This is a genomic window from Pseudomonas sp. KBS0707 (genome assembly GCF_005937945.2).
GTDB lineage: Bacteria > Pseudomonadota > Gammaproteobacteria > Pseudomonadales > Pseudomonadaceae > Aquipseudomonas > Aquipseudomonas amygdali.
The window spans coordinates 3728059-3749004 of the sequence record NZ_CP041754.1 but is presented as its reverse complement, the minus strand read 5'-3'; the positions used below and the strand labels follow the sequence as shown (position 1 = coordinate 3749004).

Annotated in this window: 21 protein-coding genes; 7 read left to right on the top strand and 14 right to left on the bottom strand. The window is 59.9% G+C overall.

From position 1 onward, the window contains the following. Position 1: 1 nt before the first annotated feature. The 6 genes from FFH21_RS17570 to FFH21_RS17545 form a co-directional block, all read right to left on the bottom strand. Positions 2-1435, bottom strand: coding sequence for an efflux transporter outer membrane subunit (locus FFH21_RS17570; RefSeq protein ID WP_011169054.1), 1434 nt, complete (start codon positions 1433-1435; stop codon positions 2-4). Beyond that, entirely contained in the window at positions 1432-2316 is an 885-nt protein-coding gene (locus tag FFH21_RS17565; protein ID WP_011169053.1) for an HlyD family secretion protein, read from the bottom strand. The genes FFH21_RS17570 and FFH21_RS17565 overlap by 4 nt, the downstream gene beginning before the upstream one ends. After that, on the bottom strand, positions 2313-2522 hold the full coding sequence (locus FFH21_RS17560) for a DUF1656 domain-containing protein (protein WP_005744635.1): 210 nt from the start codon (positions 2520-2522) through the stop codon (positions 2313-2315). The genes FFH21_RS17565 and FFH21_RS17560 overlap by 4 nt, the downstream gene beginning before the upstream one ends. Next, positions 2519-4606, bottom strand: a complete 2088-nt coding sequence (locus FFH21_RS17555) for an FUSC family protein (protein WP_011169052.1) — start codon at positions 4604-4606, stop codon at positions 2519-2521. Before FFH21_RS17555 ends, FFH21_RS17560 begins: the two co-directional genes overlap by 4 nt. After that, positions 4603-5055: a MarR family winged helix-turn-helix transcriptional regulator gene (locus tag FFH21_RS17550; protein ID WP_011169051.1), complete on the bottom strand. Its 453-nt coding sequence runs from the start codon at positions 5053-5055 to the stop codon at positions 4603-4605. The genes FFH21_RS17555 and FFH21_RS17550 overlap by 4 nt, the downstream gene beginning before the upstream one ends. A gap of 278 nt (positions 5056-5333) precedes the next feature. Continuing rightward, entirely contained in the window at positions 5334-5573 is a 240-nt protein-coding gene (locus FFH21_RS17545; protein WP_004665801.1) for a hypothetical protein, read from the bottom strand. 37 nt (positions 5574-5610) lie between these two features. Here FFH21_RS17545 and FFH21_RS17540 point away from each other — a divergent pair, with 37 nt between their 5' ends. Next, on the top strand, positions 5611-6279 hold the full coding sequence (locus tag FFH21_RS17540) for a polysaccharide lyase family 7 protein (RefSeq protein WP_005733740.1): 669 nt from the start codon (positions 5611-5613) through the stop codon (positions 6277-6279). Positions 6280-6298: 19 nt separating this feature from the next. Here the strand turns inward: FFH21_RS17540 and FFH21_RS17535 are convergent, their stop codons facing one another. Together FFH21_RS17535 and FFH21_RS17530 are read right to left on the bottom strand one after the other, a co-directional pair. Next, positions 6299-7687, bottom strand: coding sequence for a heavy metal sensor histidine kinase (locus FFH21_RS17535; RefSeq protein WP_004665799.1), 1389 nt, complete (start codon positions 7685-7687; stop codon positions 6299-6301). After that, positions 7666-8355 carry a heavy metal response regulator transcription factor gene (locus FFH21_RS17530; RefSeq protein ID WP_002554192.1) on the bottom strand — a complete coding sequence of 230 codons (690 nt, stop codon included), beginning with the start codon at positions 8353-8355 and terminating at the stop codon, positions 7666-7668. Before FFH21_RS17530 ends, FFH21_RS17535 begins: the two co-directional genes overlap by 22 nt. A 170-nt stretch (positions 8356-8525) precedes the next feature. Between FFH21_RS17530 and FFH21_RS17525 the strand changes: the two genes are divergently transcribed. From FFH21_RS17525 to FFH21_RS17515, 3 genes are all read left to right on the top strand, one after another. Beyond that, entirely contained in the window at positions 8526-9131 is a 606-nt protein-coding gene (locus FFH21_RS17525) for a hypothetical protein (RefSeq protein WP_004657065.1), read from the top strand. A gap of 72 nt (positions 9132-9203) precedes the next feature. After that, positions 9204-9824 carry a cytochrome b/b6 domain-containing protein gene (locus FFH21_RS17520; RefSeq protein ID WP_004657063.1) on the top strand — a complete coding sequence of 207 codons (621 nt, stop codon included), beginning with the start codon at positions 9204-9206 and terminating at the stop codon, positions 9822-9824. Further along, positions 9821-10591, top strand: a complete 771-nt coding sequence (locus FFH21_RS17515; RefSeq protein ID WP_002554189.1) for a molybdopterin-dependent oxidoreductase — start codon at positions 9821-9823, stop codon at positions 10589-10591. Before FFH21_RS17520 ends, FFH21_RS17515 begins: the two co-directional genes overlap by 4 nt. A 1218-nt stretch (positions 10592-11809) precedes the next feature. Here FFH21_RS17515 and efeO (FFH21_RS17500) read toward each other — a convergent pair. The 4 genes from efeO (FFH21_RS17500) to efeU are packed head-to-tail and all read right to left on the bottom strand — an operon-like array spanning position 11810 to position 16085. Further along, on the bottom strand, positions 11810-12634 hold the full coding sequence (efeO, locus tag FFH21_RS17500; protein ID WP_011169049.1) for an iron uptake system protein EfeO: 825 nt from the start codon (positions 12632-12634) through the stop codon (positions 11810-11812). Positions 12635-12663: 29 nt separating this feature from the next. Then, positions 12664-13986, bottom strand: a complete 1323-nt coding sequence (gene efeB, locus FFH21_RS17495) for an iron uptake transporter deferrochelatase/peroxidase subunit (protein WP_004657059.1) — start codon at positions 13984-13986, stop codon at positions 12664-12666. Positions 13987-14010: 24 nt separating this feature from the next. After that, positions 14011-15222 (bottom strand): iron uptake system protein EfeO, encoded by a 1212-nt coding sequence (gene efeO / locus FFH21_RS17490; protein WP_011169048.1) that lies wholly within the window; start codon positions 15220-15222, stop codon positions 14011-14013. Positions 15223-15230: 8 nt separating this feature from the next. After that, positions 15231-16085 carry an iron uptake transporter permease EfeU gene (gene efeU / locus FFH21_RS17485; protein ID WP_004667764.1) on the bottom strand — a complete coding sequence of 285 codons (855 nt, stop codon included), beginning with the start codon at positions 16083-16085 and terminating at the stop codon, positions 15231-15233. Positions 16086-16398: 313 nt separating this feature from the next. On the opposite strand from efeU, the gene FFH21_RS17480 reads away from it, so the two are divergent. After that, a complete protein-coding gene (locus FFH21_RS17480; RefSeq protein ID WP_011169047.1) occupies positions 16399-17013 on the top strand; it encodes a DNA-3-methyladenine glycosylase in 615 nt (204 codons plus the stop codon). A 70-nt stretch (positions 17014-17083) separates the two neighbouring features. Further along, positions 17084-18190: a bifunctional DNA-binding transcriptional regulator/O6-methylguanine-DNA methyltransferase Ada gene (gene ada / locus FFH21_RS17475; protein ID WP_004665793.1), complete on the top strand. Its 1107-nt coding sequence runs from the start codon at positions 17084-17086 to the stop codon at positions 18188-18190. On the opposite strand, the gene ampC is transcribed toward ada, so the two are convergent. Next, positions 18179-19336 (bottom strand): class C beta-lactamase, encoded by a 1158-nt coding sequence (gene ampC / locus FFH21_RS17470; protein ID WP_011169046.1) that lies wholly within the window; start codon positions 19334-19336, stop codon positions 18179-18181. The genes ada and ampC overlap by 12 nt on opposite strands. Then, a complete protein-coding gene (locus FFH21_RS30020) occupies positions 19336-19482 on the bottom strand; it encodes a hypothetical protein (protein WP_005744526.1) in 147 nt (48 codons plus the stop codon). Before FFH21_RS30020 ends, ampC begins: the two co-directional genes overlap by 1 nt. Here FFH21_RS30020 and FFH21_RS17465 point away from each other — a divergent pair. After that, complete coding sequence (locus tag FFH21_RS17465; RefSeq protein ID WP_004665792.1) at positions 19481-20926, top strand: SulP family inorganic anion transporter; 1446 nt, start codon at positions 19481-19483, stop codon at positions 20924-20926. The two genes, FFH21_RS30020 and FFH21_RS17465, sit on opposite strands and share 2 nt — an antisense overlap. Positions 20927-20946 lie beyond the last annotated feature (20 nt).

Below are 20946 nucleotides of genomic sequence, written 5' to 3'. Positions count from 1 at the left end.
CCTACTTCTGCGCCACGTCATCCTTCTCCCAGCCGCCGCCGAGCGCCAGAAACAGGTTGATCTGTCCCATGGCCACCTGGGTGTTGGCTTCGGCCATTTGTGCGCGCACGTCGGTGTAAGTGCGTGTGGCTTGCAGGTCAGCGAGGAACGAGGCGCGTCCGGCCTGATAGAAACGGTGAGTCTGGTCAGCCGCTTCCTTGGCCGATTGCTCGGCTTCCTTGAGAGCATCGCGGCGGTCGAGCAGGGCGGTGTATTGCGCCAGACCGGTCTGGGTTTCACGGATGGCGTTGAGCACTACACCGTCAAAGCGCGCCAGAGCAGCTTGCACCGAAGCTTCGGCCTGATGGATGCGTGCGCGTGAGCCGTTGGACGGGATGGTCCAGTTCAGCAGCGGCCCGAAGCCCCAGCGGTTGGCGGCCGGTTTGCCGAGGTTCTCGATCAGGCCGGTAGTGCCGATGCTCGCGCCGATGCTGATGTCCGGATACAACTCGCCGGTGGCAACACCGATCTGCGCAGTCGACATCGCCAGATGACGTTCAGCCTGACGCACATCCGGGCGGCGTTTGAGCAGTGTTGCGCCGTCGCCTACCGGCATGACCTGCGCAATGTGCGGCAGCGCATTGCAGCTGCTGACCCCGGCGGGCAGTTGCTCTACAGGTTTGGCCAGCAGCATCGACAGGCGGAACATCGCCGCCTGACGCCGCGCTTCGTAACGGGGCATTTCGGCTCGCAGTGACTTGAACTGCGTCTGCGAGCGAGTGACCTGGGTTTCATCGCCTCGCCCGGCATCGCGAAGACGCTGGTTGAGGGTTACGCTCTGTTGCTGCAGGTCCAGCGATTCGCGGGCGATGTCGAGTTCTTCGTTGGCAGCGCAAATCTGCGTGTAGGCGCGCACCACATCGGCGACTACGGTGATACGTGCCGTATCCACCGCCGCCTGATTGGCATCGACATTGGCCTGCGCTGCTTCGATGCCGCGCTGCAAGGTGCCGAACAGATCGAACTGATACGACGTAGTCAGACCCACATCCCCGACGTTGGCGACCGGCACCTTGTCGGTCAGCAGAAACGCTTCGCCCGATTCCTGCACGCGCTGTGCGCCGATTTTCGCGCCGTTGGTAAATCCGCCCGCCGCCTCGGCCTCCGAGGTCTGGTAGCGGGCGCGCTGCAGGTTGGCGGCGGCGATGCGCAGGTCGGTATTAGAGGCAATGGCCTGGCGCACCAGTTCATCCAGACGCGCATCCTGATACAGCCGCCACCAGTGCGCAGGCACCGGGGCCGATACCGTATTGACAGAGCGCCCGGCCAGTTCGCCCTGTAAATCCGGACGATTGATCGCGCCATCCTTGGGCGGTTGGTAATCCGGCCCGACTACCTGACAGGCCGACAACACGGCAGTAAAACCGAGTGCGGCCACGCGTAAGGCACGTTTCATCGTGTGCCCTCCTGCGTATCGTCGATGATCGACACCGTTGCAGTACGCCCGGCGATCATCCGGAAGTCGGCAGGTACGTCATCGAAGGCAATGCGTACCGGAATGCGCTGTGCCAGACGCACCCAACTGAAGGCCGGGTTGACGTTGGGCAGCAGGTTCGAGCCACTGCTGCGGTCGCGGTCTTCGATGCCGGCAACGATGCTCACCACATGGCCGGTCAGCCGTGCGTTGTCACCGATGACACGAATGTCGACGCCCTGGCCGACATGAATGCCGTCCAGTTTGGTTTCTTCGAAATAGCCGTCGATATGGAACGATGCGGCATCGACCACCGATAACACCGGACGCCCGGCGGTGACAAATTCATGGTCGCGGGGCGCGCGGTCGTTAAGGTAGCCGTCCACCGGGCTGCGGATCACCGAACGATCCAGATTCAGCTGCGCGGCATCCACTGCGACCTTTGATTCACCGAGCGCAGAAAGGGCACGCGCTTCGCGGGACTGGCTTTCTTCCAGTTGCTCACGCGCCACCAGGTTGCCCAGGCCACGGTTACGCTTGTTCTCGCGGCGTGCCTGCTCCCAGGTTTCCTGGCGCTCGGCGACTGTCGCCTGCGCCTGACGCAAGGCCAGGCGGAAGCGGTCCTGATCGATGGTGAACAGCACCTGGCCCTTGTGCACGGGCTGATTGTCGGTGACATCGACCTTCTGGATCAGCCCGGACACGTCCGGCGCGATCTGCACGATATCGGCGCGAATATGCCCATCGCGGGTCCACGGCGCGTACATGTAATACATCACCATGCGCCATACAACGACGGCAGCCAGAGTGACAACCAGCAGGGTCAGGACCACGCGGCCCAGTGTCAGTATCGGTTTTTTCATGTCATCAGGTATCGACTTAGAGTATCCACGGCGCCGAGCAACAAAGCGTATAGACCTACGTTGAACAAAGCCCGGTGCCAGACCAGACGGTAGAAGTGGGCACGCGACAGCAGCGCGTGCACGGCGAGAAACAGCAGATAGGCGATGCCCATCATCGCCAGGAACGTGGGGATGAAGATCCCGCTGATATCCAGATCACCGATCACAGGGGCGCTCCATCGATGTTATGCGGCAGTTGCTCGGTCAGTTCGCCGCCCACGGTGACAATCTCGACCCCCGGCAACAAGGCCAGACGCAGGCCGCTGAGGGCGTGCAACAGATGCAACCGGGCCGGGTTGTCGCCCATCTCCTGAGCCGTCAACGAACGGCGTGCGCGGTCCATGGCCATCAGCAGGCCGCGGGGCGCGGGCAGCCTTTCACCGGCCTTGCGACAGTGTTTGAAATAGCCGCTGACTTCATCGATCACCTGACGCAACAGCACCTGGGCCGCAGGCGTGGCGCGTCGGGTGTAGGCCAGCAGGTCGAGCATGTTCAGCGCGACCCGCAGTTCACGCAGGGCAATCCCGGTGTCTTGCGCGGTGAGCGTCAAACGCGGCAGTTGCTGCATCAGGCGGTCGAGCATTTGCACGCCCATGCGCCGGTGTTCGGCCAGAGACGAGTCTTCACTGAGGCTGGCGATGTCACGCCAGCTGAAACGGGTCAGACGCTTGACCGCCAGTTCAACCCCGAACGGGCGGAACACCAGCGTCCAGATAAAGGCGAACAACAGCCCGGCAGGTCCGGCCAGGTTGGAGTTGAGAAAGTTCATGAAGTCCGCGTCGTAGGCGCTCTGAATGCTGATGAACGACGAGGTGTTGACGATGGTCAGCAGCGTGCCGAGAAAGAAGCGCGGTTGCACAGTCAGGGTGCCGACGCAGATGAAGGGCACCGCAAAGGCCAGCACCAGCATCGGAAAGTCGTGCAGGTTAGGCAGCACCACGAACAGGTACAGGCTGGCGAACACTACCGAGAGCAGGGTCCAGAAAAAGAACCGGTAGATTTGCGGAGCAGGGTCGTCCATGGCAGCGAAGAAGCTGCACGACACCGCTGCCAGTGCCACGGCACTTGCGCCGTCTTTCCAGCCGAGCAGAATCCATAACACCGACGCAGCAATGATCGCCAGTACTGTCGAAGTCACCGAATAGAGCATCAGGCCGCGGTCGAGAAACGGGGTCAGCCGGCCCAGGCGCCAGTGGCGATAGACCGCTCTCCATGGCGATTGATCGTCTGTCTTGATCGCATATTGCAGGGTCCGGCAATCCAGCCACAGGTCAATCCACTCGCCGAGCCTGAAAAGCGTGTTGGAGAGCAGCAAATGATCGCGGTCGTCCAGTTGCGTAGAGTTCGGCTGAAGGCGTTCCAGCTCATCATGCAACTGTTGCCATTGCTCCCGTTGCGGGCCGTCGGCAGTGCTTTCAAGCCAGTCGCAAGCCTTTTGCAGCACGGGTTTCAGGCTGGCCAACAGCTCAGGCGTGCGTCGCTCCAGCGCCCATAATGCGTCATCCAGTGCATCGATGACCGGCAATAGATGGATCATCCGGCCGCGCAGCTCATTGGCGTTGCGTACGGTTTGCTTGCGTGCGCCCTCGTGGCTCAACTGGCCGATCATCATTTCCAGAGAGTTGAAGCTGCCAACCATCGAATTGCGCAGTGCGCCGATTTCCTCGGGCTGACAGGTGCGGCTGATAAAGCGCTGGCTGTAGGTCGAGGCGTCACTGAACCATTTTTCCGTGGTGGCCTGAAATACCGGTGCCAGACGTCTTGGCCAGAACATTGCACCCACGACGGCGGCGCAGATGATGCCGAGGAAAATCTCTTCGGTACGCGACACGGCGATGTCGAACACGGCCTGCGGGTTGTCGACCACCGGCAGGGAAATCAGCGGCATGGTGTAACCCGCCAGCATCAGTGCGTAGCTGTTGGCCGTGCGCAAGTGCAGGGAAAGGAACAACAGGGTGCCGGTCCACAGTCCGACCACGATGGCCAGTAGCAAGGGCGTCTGTACGAACATCGGTACCAGCAGCACCGACGCCGCTGCACCGGCCAGGGTGCCGGCGGCCCTGTACAGGGCTTTGGAGCTAGTCGGGCCGACAAAGGGGCTGGAGACAATGTACACCGTGGCCATGGCCCAATAGGGGCGAGGCATTTCCATCAACAGCGCGATGTACAGCGCCAGCATCGACGCGCCGAAGGTACGCACGCCGTAGAACCAGTCGCGTGCCGGTGGGACGCTGGAGAAAAATCCGTTCAAACCTGCCCCCCGTGCTCACCTTGTGCAGCCTCGGCGAAGGCCTGAAATACCCGCAAGGTGGCTTCGAGATCGGCAGGTTGAAGGCCCTGAAGCACATCCGCCCGCAGACGCGTCAGCTCCTGTTCTATCGAGCCTGCCAGCGCACGACCCTTGTCCGTAAGGCTGAGGGCCTTGGCGCGGCGATCATTGGGGTCTTCGCTGCGGCAGACGATGCCGGCGTTGCACAGCTGGTCGAGCAGGCGCACCAGTGTCGGGCTTTCCATGCCGGCCGCCTGCGCGACTTTTACCTGATGCACGCCGTCACCCAGGCGCGCAATGGCCAGCAGTGGCCCGGCACATGCTTCAGAAATTTCATAGGTGACCAGTGTGTTCTGGCAAATGCGTCGCCATTGGCGAGAGGCGGCTACCAGGCCGCTACTGACAGCGCGATGCAGTGGGTCGACAAGCATGAATCACCGGGGGCTGAGTCGTGAACAATTTAGTTAGGAACAATATTGTTAGGGAGGATATTAGTAGTATGCTAACTAATATCTCGTAACAAGTTCTTACAGTCAACCCGTAACTGCCCAGTGGGGCTTTTTGGGTTGCAGGGACGCCCGAAAGGGTTTTTTGAGGGGGCGTAGAGGCGATGAACGGCTGTTTGCGTCCGCTTTTAGCGGGGAAAGTTCATTGTTTCAAAAAATAATTGCTACCGTTCGTCGGTAATAAGCCCAAAAATCCCGTGCATCTACGCAGCACCATTCAAAAAAATGGCGCGGCACCCGATAGGAGGGTCCTGATGAATCACCGTCTGCAGCAAATGGATGGCAATCTGCCTTGTGTCGTGATCTGGCATCAAAGTAATGGCATTGGTCTTTTTGTGGCGGTTTATTGGCGTCATTGCGTTGTCGTTGCTGTTTAAAAAATAAACGATTGAGCCGATAGTCTGGTTGACCACAACGGGCCAGCACGCCCGTTCCAGAGCCATTCTGTCGGTGCGCAATGCGTACCTTGCGAGCTACTCCATGATCGACCTTGCCACCTGGAATCTTTCCGTCCCTGTCGGAAGTCCCGCGACCATCATCGAAACCCCCAAGTTGGTTAAGGGTTATCGGGATGGCTATTTTCAATCCGGGGATACGCTGTTTTTCTGGGCACCGGTGACCGGTTCCACCACAGAGAACGCCAAGTACCCGCGCTCCGAATTACGCGAGACGACGTCCGATGGCAGGGTCTTCAACTGGGCCTACTCAAGCGCTGACAATTTTCTGCGCGCGACGCTGGAGGTCGATCAAGTGCCTTCCACGGGCAAAATCGTGATCGGTCAGATTCACTGCTACCAGAGCACCGAGCCGCTGCTGAAGGTGGAGTACCAGTACAAGGAGAAGCTGCAGACCGGCAATATCGTCGCCAAGTTTCGTCGTACGCCAGACTCGGAAATCGAGGTCATTACCATTGCGCAGGGCGTGCCGCTCAACAAGCAGTTCAACTACACCATCAACCTGTCGCCCAGCGGCGACCTGACGGTCAATGCCTTCGACGCAGTCTGGTACGCCAAGCTGGATTCAGCCTGGGCCAGTAAACTGTTCTACTTCAAGGCAGGGGTCTATACCCAGGACAATACCGGTTACACCACTGAAGGCGGTTCGGCCACTTTCTACAAGCTGGCCATTGCCCACGAGAAAAAGAATTGATCGTTACGGTCTGGAAGATTCAGACCGCTGGAAATATCAGACTGAAGCAGATTCTGCCGGCGGCGGGTTGAGCCACTTCGACCCGCCCGCCATGCAGGTGCATGATTGCTGTAACAATGGCCAGCCCCAGGCCGTTGGAGTCCGAGCGCTCATGGCGCGAGGCGTCACCCCGATAGAAGCGGTCGAACAGTCGCGCGAGCGTGGCTTGTGGTAATACCGGGCCCTGATTTTCTACCTCGATTCGCCACTGACGATCAACTGCCGCAACACGAATCAGGATTTCGCTATCTTCATTCGCATAGCGAATTGCGTTGGCGACCAGATTGCTCAGTGCACGGCGCAGCAGGATCGGGTCGGCCAGCAACGTGCCTTGTCCGCTGTGGCTCAGCCGCAGATTACGCTCTTCAGCCAGCCCTTCGAAATAACCAGCCACGCGTTGCAATTCATCGTGCAGGTCCAGCGGCTGGCGTTCCAGCGCAGCCTGGGCTTCGTCCGCTCGAGCCAGAAACAGGATGCTTTCCACCAGCCTTGAGATACGTTCCAGCTCTTCCAGATTGGAAGCCAGCAGGACCTGATATTCGTCGGCGCTACGGTTCTGGCGCAAGGCAACCTGGCAGTGGCCCATCAGCGAACCGACCGGCGTACGAATCTCGTGGGCCAGATCGGCGGAGAACTGCATCAGGCGTCGATAGCCATCGTCCAGACGGTCAAGCATGGCATTGAAGGCATCGCTCAATTGTTGCAGCTCGACAGGCGTGTCGTGGCTGTCGAGCCGCTTGTGCAGGCTGGCCGGGGTTATTGCGGCAGCGTGGGCGGCCATTCTGCGCAGTGGGCGCAAGCCGCGTCGCAGCAATATGTAACCCAGCACGGCGGTAATCAGGAACGCCAGCGCAACGGCGATATAAATGCTCTGCCGGAAGCTGGCGAGCATGGCCATCTCCTTGACCATCAGGTGCGCGGCCTGCAAACGCACTGCAACGCCATTGGACATTACTTGCACTGCCGCGGCACGCAACGGCACGCCTTGCAGGCTCAGGCCGCTGCGCAGGTCATCGACTCGTAAAGGCTGATCCTGCGCCACGGTCGGTAGCTCTGGCAGTGGCGCGCGTTGCGGGTTGACCGATATCACCGGTGGCTTGCCCGGTTCGCCGATGATGAAAATATCTTCCTCGCTGTCGAGCATGTTCTCGAACAGTTGCGGGCTGCCTTTGAGGTTGTCCATCGTCAGGTCATAGCGCAACAGCTTGCGGAAATGATCGAGCCGCGCCAGTACCGCGTGATCGCTGCGTTGCATGACCGTTTCTTCTATGGACTGGTACAGATAAAGCCCCGCGCCGCTGACCGTAAGCATTGCCACCAGCGCGAAGGCGAGGGTAGAACGCAGGGTCAGGGAAGGCTGGCGTCGCATGGCCGCACCTCGCACACATAACCGATACCGCGCACGGTGTGGATGAGCTTGACCGGGTAGGGCAGGTCGACCTTGCTGCGCAGGCGCTTGATGGCGACGTCCACAACATTGGTGTCACTGTCGAAATTCATGTCCCAGACTTCCGAGGCAATCTGTGCCCGTGACAGCACGTCGCCTTCGCGGCGCAATAACAGGTGTAGCAGGGCAAACTCCTTGTTGGTCAGCACGATGACCTGCTGCTGACGCGTCACGCGGCGGCGCAGCAGGTCCAGTTCAAGGTCGGCCAGATGAAAATGGTCTGCCTCGCGCACCACGCCCCGGCGCAGGATGGTGCGGATGCGCAGCAGCAGTTCAGTGAAGGAAAACGGTTTGACCAGATAATCGTCAGCGCCGAGCTCCAGCCCGCGAATCCGGTCCTGCAACTGGTCGCGAGCGGTCAGGAATAGCACCGGCACGTCCTGCCGGGCGCGCAGCACTTCGATGATCTGCCAGCCATCGATGCCTGGCAGCATCACATCCAGCACGATCAGGTCGTAGCGGTTTTCCAGTGCCAGGTGCAGGCCGTCGGCCCCGTGCTGGGTCCAGTCGACCTTGTAGCCGGATTCACCCAGGCCCTTCTTCAGGTATTCACCGGTTTTGGTGTCGTCTTCAATCAGCAGGATATGCATCGTTTTGTCCGCTACGCTTTTGCCTGCACCCATGGTGCGCCGATGCCGGAGTCTAACCAGTTGCCGACGAGGTGTCCGGCGAATGACAAAAATGTCATTGCCCGGTCATTCTGCGGTGCCGGTAACGGTGCAAGGATGGGTTTCAGATATCAACTGCCAAGGAAGTACCGATGAAGACTGCACTCTCTACTACGTTCGGCCTGCTGTTGCTCAGCGCTGCTGTCATGACTCAGGCTGCTGACATGAAGGTAGTCAAACCCATGCGCGGGACCGTCGACAGCGTAAGCGCCGACACACTTGACTTCACCACCCGTGCGGGCCAGCACCAGAGCATCAAACTGACTGAAAAGACCGGTATTCGTCTTGTATCCGAAGCCGATTTCAAGCAGATCAAAGGTGACAGCTTCGTGGGTTCGGCTGCCATTCCCCAGGCTGATGGCACGTTGAAAGCGCTGGAAGTTACCGTGTTTGAAGCGAGCCTTAAAGGCAGCGGCGAAGGCCATTATGGTTGGGAAAACGCGGATGGCAGCACGGGCACCATGACCAATGGCACCGTCGGCACGCTGGCCGGAGCTGATGGTCGCACGCTGACCGTCAAATACGAGGGTGGCGAGAAGAAGCTGGTGGTGCCGCAGGATGTGCCTATCGCCTACGTCGAGCCAGGCAAGGTTGATCAGTTGACCAAGGGCGCCAAGGTCGTGGTGTTCCCGGCTGACGACGGCAAGTCGGCACGTGGTGTCGCAGTCGGCAAGGACGGTTTTACCCCGCCGATGTAATCGCAGCCGAGGCTGTCAGTGGCAGGCTGCTGCTGACATCCTCGGTTACACCTGATCTAGAGGGATCTGCGCATGAAAACCCGCCCTATCCACCCGTGGCCGGTGCGCCTGACGCATTGGGTCAATGCCGTGGGCATGGTCTGCATGTTCATGAGCGGTTGGGCTATTTATAACGCGTCGCCACTGATGCCATTCACCTTTCCCAAATTCCTGACACTCGGCGGCTGGCTGGGCGGCTCGATCGCCTGGCACTTCGCGGTGATGTGGCTGTTGGTGATCAACGGCCTGCTGTATGTGCTGTATGGCGTATTCAGCCGCCACTTCAAACGCGATCTGCTGCCGGTTCGACCGTCTGAAGTGAAGCGTGACATGAGTGATGCGCTGCATTTTCGCCTGGCCCACGTCAAAGGCCGTTACAACGCGGTGCAACGGCTGATGTACTGGCTGGTGTTGATCATGGGCGTGCTGGTGGTGGTGTCCGGGCTGGCTATCTGGAAACCGGTGCAGTTTCAGGGCCTGGTTGCCCTGCTGGGCGGGTTCGATTTTGCCCGCTGGGTGCATTTTGGCGCGATGACGGCCATCGGCGCGTTTGTTGTTGTTCATCTGGTGCTGGTCGTGCTGGTGCCCAGTACCTTGTTACCCATGATTACCGGCGGCCGCCAGCCGAACGAAGACGGAACTGCGCAACCATGAACGAACCTCGTAAACGCATCACCCAGCGCATTCGTCTGGAGCCTGCGCAGCAGAGCCAGCTGGTCGATATTCAGCGCCGTTCGTTTCTGCGCGCCGGGCTGACCGTGGGGGCGATGTCGATGCTCACCGGCTGCAACCTGCAGGATGGCGATCAGGTCGACAAAGTGTTGTGGGCCATGTCGCGCTGGAATGACCGGGTTCAGGCCTGGCTGTTCAACGGCCAGAAACTGGCCCCGACCTACAGCAAGGCGCAGTTGACCAACCCGTTCCCGTTCAATGCGTTCTACCCGGAATACAACGTGCCGGAGGTGGAGCTTTCCGACTATCGGCTGGCGGTGTCCGGGCTGGTGCGTGACAAGCAGCCGTGGACGCTGGATGCACTGCGCAAATTGCCGCAACGCACCGACATCACGCGGTTGATCTGCATTGAGGGTTGGAGTGCGATAGGACAATGGGGCGGTGTGCCGCTGAAGACGTTTCTGGAGTACATCGGTGCCGATACCACGGCACGTTTCGTCGGCTTCAAGTGCGCCGATCGCTATTATTCAAGCCTGGATATGCCTACTGCGCTGCATCCGCAGACATTGCTGGCGCTGGACTTCGGTGAAGTCGCCCTGCCACCGGATTACGGTTACCCGCTGCGGGTGCGAGTGCCGACCAAGCTGGGCTTCAAGAACCCCAAGCACATCGTCGAGATCTTCGTCAGCAACGAGAATCCTGGCGGGTATTGGGAGGATCAGGGCTACAACTGGTTCAGCGGGATCTAGGCGCGGACGCAGAGCGTCCAGAAGGGCATTCGACGCAGAGCGTCGCACGATGGCGGTAGTGAGACTATCGTTCCTCACGCTCCGCGTGGGAATGCCGTTCGTGACGCTCTGCGTCACATGGCGGTTTTTTCTTTGTCAGGTGGATTGAGGTTCGGCTCAGGCCACCTTTTCGCCCCTCGGCGAGTTACTTTGATGAGGCCAAAGTAACCAAATCCTTTCGCTCCTGTTTCCGGCCCGACTTCGTCGGGTTCCTTCGTCCTGTCACTGATCCGGGGGTCGCCGCAACGGGCCATCCATGGCCCGGTGCGGCTAGCCTGGCGTCCTGCCAGGCTACCCCCGGATCAGCGCCAGGACTCAGCCGTCACTTACGTCGCACTCTGCGTCGTCAGTGCCATCGTGGTTGAAAAGCATTTCGTGGTAGTTAATGCGATTTTGACTATCGTTCCTCACGCTCCGCGTGGGAACGCCGTTCGTGACGCTCTGCGTCACACAGCGGTTCTGTGGTGTCAGGTGGATGTAGGCTCGACTCAAGTCACCTTTTCGCCCCTCGGCGAGTTACTTTGATGAGGCCAAAGTAACCAAAGCCTTTTGCTCCTGTTTCCGGCCCGACTTCGTCGGGTTCCTTCGTCTTGGCACTGATCCGGGGGTCGCCGCAACGGGCCATCCATGGCCCGGTGCGGGTAGCCTGGCGTCCTGCCAGGCTACCCCCGGATCAGCGCCAGGACTCAGCCGTCACTAACGTCGCACTCTGCGTCGTCAGTGCCATCGTGGTTGAAAAGCATTTCGGTGGTAGTTAATGCGATTTTGACTATCGTTCCTCACGCTCGGCGTGGGAATGCCGTTCGTGACGCTCTGCGTCACACAGCGGTTCTGTGGTGTCAGGTGGATGTAGGCTCGACTCAGGTCACCTTTTCGCCCCTCGGCGAGTTACTTTGATGAGGCCAAAGTAACCAAAGCCTTTCGCTCCTGTTTCCGGCCCGACTTCGTCGGGTTCCTTCGTCCTGTCACTGATCCGGGGGTCGCCGCAACGGGCCATCCATGGCCCGGTGCGGCTAGCCTGGCGTCCTGCCAGGCTACCCCCGGATCAGCGCCAGGATTCAGCCGTCACTGACGTCGCACTCTGCGTCGTCAGTGCCATCGCGGTAAAAAAGCGCTTTCAGGTGCAGTAACCGCTGGTACGGCAAAAAGCCGCACTTCGAACAGGCGCGGCGCTTCGGATCAATTCAGGCCCAGTTTGCCGCGCAGGGTCGAGAGGTCTTCGGCCAGGGTGTTGACCGGGCCGACCAGGGCTTTGCGGTCGTTCTCTTTGACTTTGTCGTAGGTTTCAAAGCCACCGTCCCTGGTCTTGTACTTGGCCAGAATCTTGTCCACGGTGGCGAAGTTCTTGTCGACTTTGCTGGAGAAGGCTTTGTCCTGCTGCTCGATCTGCGGGCGGAACAGGTCGACGATTTTCTTCGCGCCGTCGATGTTGCCCTGGAAGTCGTACAGGTCGGTGTGGCTGTAACGGTCTTCTTCGCCGGAGATCTTGGTCGCCGCCACTTCTTCCAGCAAGGCGGCTGCGCCACCGACGACTTTTTCAGGCGGGAAGGTCAGGTCGGCTACGCGCTTTTCCAGGTCCTTGACGTCGCTCATCAGCTTGTCGGCGATAGGGCCCTGGTCCTTGGTGGTGTTCTGCGAGAACAGCGCGTACTCCAGACGATGGAAACCGGTGAAGTCTTCTGCCGTGACGCCTTGTTCGTGGTCGTCGACGCGTGAGTCGATGGACGCGTCCAGGTCACTGAACAGTTCGGCAATCGGCTCTACCGACTCGTAGTACACGCGGGTAGGGGCATACAGCTTTTTGGCCGTCGCGATGTCGCCCTTCTTAACGGCATCGGTGAACTTCTGAGTGTGGCTGACCAGTTCTTCGATGTTTTCGGTCACGTAAATCTTGTAGTCCGAAACCGGACCTACCAGGTCCAGCGGCGCGGTGGCGGCAAAGGCAGCCAGTGGCGTCTGGAGCAGGCCAAGGGTCAAGAGCAAAGCCAGGGGCGTCTTTTTCATGGGTGTCTTCCGGGTCTGGAGTGGGTAGGTCATGCGGTTTTAGTGGGCGAAGCAGCTGCCAGCAGCGAGCGGCCGATGAAATCCTGGTCACCGGTTACCCCCGGCAGGGTGAAGAAATAACCACCACCGACCGGCTTGAGGTATTCCTCCAGCGGCTCGCCGTTGAGGCGGCTCTGAACGGTGATGAAGCCTTTTTCCAGGTCAGCCTGATAGCAGATGAACAGCAGGCCCATGTCCAGCTGACCGTTCTTGTTCACCCCGTTGGAGTAATTGAACGGGCGGCGCAGGATCAGGTTGCGCTGGCTTTCGGCGGTACGCGGGTTGGCCAGGCGGATGTGCGAATCCAGTCGGGTTTTCTTGCCTTCCGGGTCGGCGGCATAGTTGGGTACGTCGGTCTCGACCTTGCCGTCCATAGGCGCACCGGTGCTTTTGCTGCGGCCGAAAATCGATTCCTGCTCCTGCAATGGCGTACGGTCCCAGCGTTCCACGAAGTTACGGATGATTCGCACGGCCTGATAGCTGCCGTTGGCGGCCCACGCTGGCTCATCGCTGCCGGTCTGCACCCAGACCAGCTCGTTCATGGTCTTCTGATTGTTGGAATCCGGGTTTGCCGAGCCATCCCGGAAACCGAGGAAATTGCGTGCGCTTTCCGGCGGCTGGCCAGGCTTCTTCGGTGCCTGGGGCGGCACGGTGCCTTCCTGTTTCCAGCGCACCAGCAGCAGGTCAGGCAGGTTCTTGACGATATCGCGCAGGGCGTGAATGTTGCTGTCGGCGGTGTTGGCGCAGAACTGAATACTCAGGTCGCCGTGGCAACTGGCCGGATCCAGCGCGTCGTTGGGGAAGCCGGTCATGCGGATCAGGCGTTTGGGTTTGACCGGGGTCAGGCCAAAGCGCTCATCGAACAGCGATTCGCCTACCGACACGGTAATGGTCAGGTTGTCCGGGGTGACCACCGGGCCAAGAATGCCGGAATCAGGCGGTGGCAGTTTCGGATCAATCTCCGGCACCGGGCCGCCGGTCATCAGGAACGCGATGCGCTCATTGAGCGTGCGGAACAGGCGCTCGAGGTCTGCGCGGTCGGCGGCCAGCACGTCGAACGCGACCAGCATGCCTGCGGCCGGACGCGGGTTGACGATGCCGGTCTGATGCAGGCCGTGAAACTCGTTGTGGTCCTGGGTCTTTTCGCTGTTGGGCGCTTCGGTGACTTGCGCCGGCGTTGCGGCCAGTACGTTGCCGCTCAGGCTGCTGCCAGCCAGCGCGGCACCGGCAGCACCGAGACCCATCAGGACACGGCGACGCTGTATTGAAGCGGGGGCGTTAGTGGCTTCTGGACTGTTGTCTGGGTTTTTCATCGTAGTGTGCTGTGCTCCAGTGAATCAAAGGTCAGAAAGGCCAAGTGCCGCGTCGATGCCGTTGAGTGCGTCAGCCAGCGCGCCAGCCTTGGCGGCGATTTGCCGACGCTGCGTCTCGTCCACCTGGTCATAGGGGCGCATGCCTCCCTCAGTGGTGCTCAACGCATCAAGTGTGGTGTCCAGATCAGCCATGGCCGCATCGATCTTCTGCAGCAGATCGGCAGCACTGCGGGTCAACAACGGACGCAACAGATCGACGATTTTGCGGGTTCCGTCCAGGTTGGCGGCAAAGCCGTTGAGGTCGCTGTGGCTGTAGCGTTCTTCTTCGCCGTTGCTGCGTACGTCAGCCAGGCTGCGCATCGTGCGGGTGGCGATGGCGGCCAGTTGTTCGGGGGCCAGCGATTGCGCCATCAACTGCTGTTTGAGCTGAGTGACATCGTTTTGCAGGCGCTGCGCGACGGGCGACAGGCCCTCGACGCTGTGCTGATCGAACAATGCGTATTCAATGCGATGGAAGCCGGTAAAGCCCGGATCCTGTTCACGCTTCTCGTAGTAATCGGCTCGGGCGTTGATGGCGTTGTCCAGTTCCGAGAGGCGCTGAGCAGCCGGAGCAATACGCTGATACGCGGTGCGGGCGGGCAGGTAGGCCGCCTGAGCGGCGCTCAGGTCGCCAGCTTCAATGGCTTGTTGCAGAGCCGTCACGGCCTTGATCAGCGCCGAACCTTGCAGGCTCAGGTACACCCGGTATTCGGAAAGAGGGCCGATGAAGGCGGTCATCGACGGGCGCGCCTTGGCTTTTGCATCGGACTCGGCGGTCGGGGTGACGTGCAAGGTGCCGCGCGGGTTGCTGAGCAGGCCGCAGGTGATCGCGTAATCGCCGGGTGCCAGGTTGGCATTGATCACCTGGCTCAACCCCGGCGCAATGTTTTCCCGCTCTTCAACCACCAGCACGCCATCGAGAATTTCCCATTCGACGGCGCGTTCCGAGCGGTTGACGATGCGGAAGGCATTCTTGCCCGCCGCCACTGTCAGCACATTCGGCTCACAGTTGCGGGCGTGAATATTGACCACGGTTTCAGTGCCGGCATTGGCCGCGCGCTTTTTTGCGGCGACCTGCGAGGCGTAATAGAACAGCCCGCCTGCGGCAATCATCAGGATCACCGAACCGGCGACAGCCAATTGCAGGACACGGGGCGGCCGGGCGTTCTCGGAAGGCCCTAGGGTACGGATAGACATGGGTGCCCTTATTCGTTCGTCACAGAAGATGTTTTCGGCTGTAGGGTCTTGCCGGACGCCGGGGTGTGCGGCATGAAGAACAGCAGCAGCGCCCCGATCAGGTAAATCAGGTAGACGCTCAAGGTGCTGACGGTCGGAGCGTCCTGGTAACCGAACATGCCAGCCAGTACCGAGCCGGCAGGCCCGTCCATCGGCAACAGTGCGCTGATGTCGAAAACCACTTCCTGCAGATGATTCCAGACTCCGGCTTCATGCAGCGCCTGAACGGAATTAGCGAGAATGCCCGCGGCCACCACCAGAATAAACAGCCCGGTCCAGCGGAAAAACAGGCTCAGGTTCAGACGCATGCTGCCGCTGTAAATGGCCACGCCGAAGCCCACGGCCAGCAACAGCCCGAGCAGGGCACCCAGCGGCGCGCCCGAGCCTTCACTCTGCTGGAATACTGCGAGCAGAAAGAATACGGTCTCCAGCCCTTCGCGGGCCACGGCGAAAAACACCATGGCGATCAACGCGTAGGTCTGGTTTTTCGAACCGGTGAGGGCAGCGTCCAGAGACTCATGCAGCGCGTGCTTGATCGAGCGGGCGACCTTGCGCATCCAGAACACCATCGAGCTTAAAATGCCCACGGCGATCAGGCCGACAATGCCTTCGAACAACTCCTGTTGCTTCTGCGGGAACTCGGCGCTCATCAACTCAAGCCCGCCACCGACGAACAGCGACAGCGCGGCAGCGAGGAACACGCCGATCCACACCGCAGGCATCCACTCGCCGCGGCCGGTCTGCTTCAGGTAACTGGCGATAATGCCAACAATCAGCGCGGCTTCGATGCCTTCGCGCAGCATGATCAAAAACGGAACGAGCATATCTCACCGGGTCAAAACTGTAGGCTGAACGTGCTTCAGCGAGCTATAAGCCGGAAACACTGCGTAACATAATGATACTCATTCTTGACTGCGGGTAGTTGTTTTTTATCTGCATCCCGGTTTTGGCAGGTTGTTCAGGTCAGGTTCAGCTGGGCTGGCTTGAGCGTAATAAATACCGGGGCGGCCCACTGTGTGGTCTGACCTGCCTATTTCAATTTGGGAAAACACGATGTCATCAGAATCAGACGCACCTGGTAGCGAGTGCGTATCGCCACGTGACGCGAACGCTGCTGCACATGCAGAGGCGGTCGAAATGCTCAAAGCCATCGACAGGCGATGGGAATTACTGATCAATCACGTCGGCCCCTGCCTGCACCCGGTCACTGCCGCGCAGGATCCATTTCAGGCGCTGATCAAGGCCGTCGCCTATCAGCAACTGCATGCCAAAGCGGGTGACGCTATGGTGATGAGGCTGCGCGCCCTGTTTCCAGACGCAACCTTTCCGGCCGCGCAGGCATTGATCGATCTGGATGAGCAAACACTGCGCTCCTGCGGTTTCTCGGCGTCCAAATGTCGAGCGATCAAAGCCATTGCCGCAGCACGGGTCGATGGTCTTTTCCCCGATGTCAGCGCTGCATTGGCCATGAGCAATGAAGCGCTTGTCGAACGCCTCATCCAGTTGCCGGGCGTAGGTCGCTGGACGGTTGAGATGATGCTCATTTACGGTCTGGGCCAGATGGACGTAATGCCCGCCAGCGACTATGGCGTGTGCGAAGGCTATCGACGGCTGTATGCTCTCGAACTCAAACCGGGTCATAGGGAAATGGCCAGAATTGGCGAACGGTTCGGCCCTTACAGGACGATTGCCGCCTGGTATTTGTGGCGAGTACCGGCCAACTTCAGCGACATCGATTTATCTCGAATTTGAGAGCAAGACTCGGAGTGCCTGTGTGTTGCGACAGGGATAGGCTCATCGAAACCCAAGACAGGCCATCAGCATGGAAAACATGAAAGGCACGTTGAAAACGCGTGCGCCACGAACCGAAGAGGACCCGCGCTGGGAGATCCTGCTCAATCGTCGTTCAGGCGCGGGCGCTGACTTCGTCTACGGTGTGCTGACAACCGGTATCTATTGCAAGCCCGGCAGCCCTAGCAAACTTCCAAGGCCGGAAAACGTCGTGTTCTTTTCTTCGGCGAGCGAGGCTGAAGCTGCCGGGTTTCGCCTGTCGCGGCGCAGTGGCAGTGATCAGCAAAGCGTGGACCTCAAGCATGCTTCGGCCGTTTCCGAAGCCTGCAGGCTGATAGACGCCTGCGACTCGATGCCCAATCTCGCTGCGCTTGCAGAAAAGGTCGGGATGAGCAGTTTTCATTTTCATCGCACTTTCAAGAAACTCACCGGGTTGACGCCCAAAGCCTACAGCGTCGCGTCCTTGCGCTCGCGAGTGAAAGTCCAGCTTTCCCACGATGTGACCATCACCAGTGCGCTGTATGAAGCAGGTTTCAACTCCAACAGCCGATTCTATGAGGCTTCGCAAAAAATGCTGGGCATGAAACCTTCTGAGTACCGGGCAGGCGGGGCCAATGTCGACATCAGGTTTGCACTGGGTGAAAGCTCGCTGGGCTCGATTCTGGTGGCCAGAAGCCCCAAGGGTATCTGCGCCATTTCACTCGGAGACGACCCCAATGTGCTGGTCGAAAAGTTTCAGGATCAGTACCCCAATGCCAACCTGATCGGCGGGGATGAAGAGTTTGAACAACTTGTCGCCAGGGTCGTGGGCTTTGTCGAGTCGCCTGCGACCGGACTCGCGCTGCCGCTGGACATCCGCGGCACGGTTTTTCAGGAGCGGGTATGGCAGGCGCTCAGGGATATACCTGCCGGATCGACCGCAACCTATACCGATATCGCCACGCGTATCGGTATGCCCAGCGCAGTTCGCGCAGTGGCGAATGCGTGCGGCGCCAACACGCTGGCAGTTGCCATTCCCTGTCATCGGGTCGTGCGCAGCGACGGGTCATTATCCGGTTATCGCTGGGGTGTCGAGCGCAAGCGCAAGCTGCTTGAAATCGAAGCTGCCGAGGGAGCAGGGCTTTTTTCAGGGCTTTGAACAGCAGCCTGACTCGCCGAGAATCCGGTAGGCCAGCCTTACCCGTTCTTCATTCGGATAGTTCTTGTTGGCCAGAATCACGATGCCGAGCTGTTTTTCCGGTATGAACGCGACATAGCCACCGAAACCGTTGGTTGATCCGGTCTTGTTGACCCAGACCGCAGATTGCTCTGCCTGCGGCGGCTCGATCACTTCGGTTTTGAGCGTGTTCAGCATGGCACTGGCGTTGCCTTCAAGCAGCTGCCCCAAGCCAACCGGCATCGGATACTGCTCCCAGATCAGGTCCTGAGTCATGCCGCCGATTTTGAAATAGCTGATCCGTGTGTCACTGAGCGCGCGTTGCAGCGGCGCGTCGTACTGACCAGGCCCAAGGTTTTCCTCGACAAAACGGATCATGTCCCGCGCACTCGATTTCACGCCGTAGGCTTCACTCGCCAGAGGACCTGGGTTAACCCTGACCGGTTCGTCGAGTTTGTTGTAGCCCTGCGCATAAAGCTTCTGCTTTTCGTCGGGCACGTTCACGTAGGTGTTGCTCAGGTTCAGCGCCGGAAACAGGCGCTGCTGGAGGGCTTTTTCGTACGGCAGCTTCATGCTGCGCGCCGCAACCATGCCGAGCAGGCCCACACTGGGGTTGGCATAAGTGCGGTGGGTGCCGGGCAGGTAATCGGGCTGCCAGGCCTTGAAATAGTCCATCAATTGGCGAGTGTTCTGCACCTTGTCGGGCACTTGAAGGGGGAAACCGCCTGCTGTGTGGGTGCCGAGGTGAAAGACCGGTATTTTGCCCAGGCGTGTGTCATTCAATTGCGGCAGGTAGGTGTCGATGCTGTCGGTCAGCGACAACTGCCCATTGGCCTGCGCCCAGGTGGCCAGTGTGGCAGTGAAGGTTTTGCTGATCGAGCCCAGTTCGAACAACGTATCGCTGGACACCGGCTGGCCGGTTGTTTTTGAGGCGACGCCGTAGTTATAGAACTGTTGTGTACCGTTGCGGGTGATGGCGATGGACATGCCTGCAATGTTGTTTTCCTGCATCACCTGCTGCGCCGCTTGCTGCACAACGGCATCAAGGTCAGGTGCCGGGTCTTGAGCGCAGGCAAGGGAAGCGTTCAGCACAAGCGCCGCGCATAACAGTGTCTTATTCCATGGCATCACATTATTCCTTGTTGTTTTGGGTCGCCGCCGATCATCGAAGAACGCTGTTTTGAAGCCTTGCTGCGGTGGTCGGTGGCGGCGGGTTTGCGTAATATGCCTCCTTTTTTGCGCTTCCTCCATGGGGCGCGGTTCAGGTAACCCATGAAATCAATCCGTATACGCGCCGAAGTCCTGGCCGGGCTCACGACATCTTTTGCCTTGGTGCCCGAGTGCATTGCCTTTGCACTGGTGGCCCATCTCAACCCGCTGATGGGGCTCTACGGGGCGTTCATCATTTGTACGCTGACAGCACTGTTCGGGGGGCGTCCGGGCATGGTTTCCGGCGCGGCCGGTTCGATGGCGGTGGTGATCGTCGCGCTGGTGGTGCAGCACGGCGTGCAATATTTGCTGGCGACTGTATTGCTGGGCGGTTTGATCATGATCCTGTTCGGGCTGCTGCGGCTCGGCAAACTGGTGCGGCTGGTGCCTTATCCGGTGATGCTGGGCTTCGTCAACGGCCTGGCGATTGTCATCGCGATGGCGCAATTGGAGCACTTCAAGGTGGGTGAGTCATGGCTCAGCGGTACGCCGCTGTACGTGATGCTCGGTCTGGTGGCGTTGACCATGGCTATTGTCTATCTGTTGCCACGCCTGACCCGCATTGCGCCGCCAGCGCTGGTGGCGATCCTCAGCGTCGGGCTGGCGGTCTACCTGCTCGGCCTGCCGACCCGCACCCTGGGCGACATGGCGCACATTGCCGGTGGCCTGCCGGTATTCGCCATGCCGGACATTCCGTGGAACCTGGACACTCTGCGCATCATCGCCCCATACGCCATCCTGATGGCGCTGGTAGGCCTGTTGGAAACCCTGCTGACCCTGAACCTGACCGACGAGATCACCGAAACCCGTGGCTATCCGGATCGTGAGTGCGTAGCGCTGGGCGCTGCCAACGTGGTCTCCGGTGCCTTCGGCGGCATGGGCGGTTGCGCGATGATCGGCCAGACGGTGATCAACCTCAGTTCCGGCGGCCGCGGTCGTGTGTCGGGCGTGGTGGCGGGTTTGATGATACTGATGTTCGTGCTGTTTCTGTCGCCGCTGATCGAGCGCATTCCATTGGCGGCGCTGGTCGGGGTGATGTTTGTGGTTGCCCAGCAGACTTTCGCCTGGGCATCGTTGCGTGTGCTGCGCAAGGTGCCGGTCAATGACGTACTGGCGATCATTGCTGTGACCGTGGTCACGGTGCTCACCGATCTGGCCACTGCGGTGCTGTTCGGGATCATTATCGCGGCGATCAACTTCGCTTGGCAGCAGGCTCGTGAGCTGTACGCCGACAGCCATGTCGAAGCCGACGGCAGCAAGGTCTACCACCTGCACGGCACGCTGTTCTTCGCCTCGACCACGCCGTTTCTCGACCAGTTCAACCCGGCCGAGGACCCGGCGCAGGTGACACTGGATTGCCGCCACCTGAGTTTCGTCGATTACTCGGCCATTGCTGCGCTCAAGACCTTGCGCGAGCGCTATGTCAAAGCGGGCAAGCATTTGCGAGTGGTGCATCTGTCCGAGCGCTGCAAGCGGCTGCTCAAGCGCGCCGGCGTGCAGCACGCATGAGCCGTTTTTAGACCGTATGT